At 40.3% G+C, this 377-nt stretch carries 1 protein-coding gene; it reads left to right on the top strand.

Annotation, left to right across the window (positions count from 1 at the left end; all coding sequences use genetic code 11):
• On the top strand, positions 1-377 hold a 377-nt coding region (locus RM529_RS17885), incomplete at both ends, for an FAD-dependent oxidoreductase (protein ID WP_311486079.1).

Below are 377 nucleotides of genomic sequence, written 5' to 3'. Positions count from 1 at the left end.
ATCGCAACAGGTGCAAAACCCCGGGTACTGGATTTTGAAGGTGGAAATTTGGCACTTTCAAGTACAGAATTCCTTAACCTGAAAAAGCTACCTAAATCACTTTTATGTATTGGAGGTGGCTACATTGCCTTTGAATTTGCTCATATCGCTGCGCGGGCCGGTGCCGATGTAACTATATTACATCGCGGAGAATTTCCATTGGAAAACTTTGATCGTGACATTTTACAACATCTTGTGGATGCAACCCGAAAGCTAGGAATTAAACTGGTTTTGAAAACCGACGTCTCTAAAATTGAAAAGAAAGAAGGCCATTATGTAGTAACAGGAAAATCAGATGGAAAAGAGTCAGCTTATAAGACAGCATCTGTCTTTAACTC

Source organism: Autumnicola edwardsiae (assembly GCF_031846505.1).
GTDB lineage: Bacteria > Bacteroidota > Bacteroidia > Flavobacteriales > Flavobacteriaceae > Autumnicola > Autumnicola edwardsiae.
The sequence above is the reverse complement of the archived record's forward strand: the minus strand, read 5'-3'. Positions and strand labels throughout refer to the sequence as shown.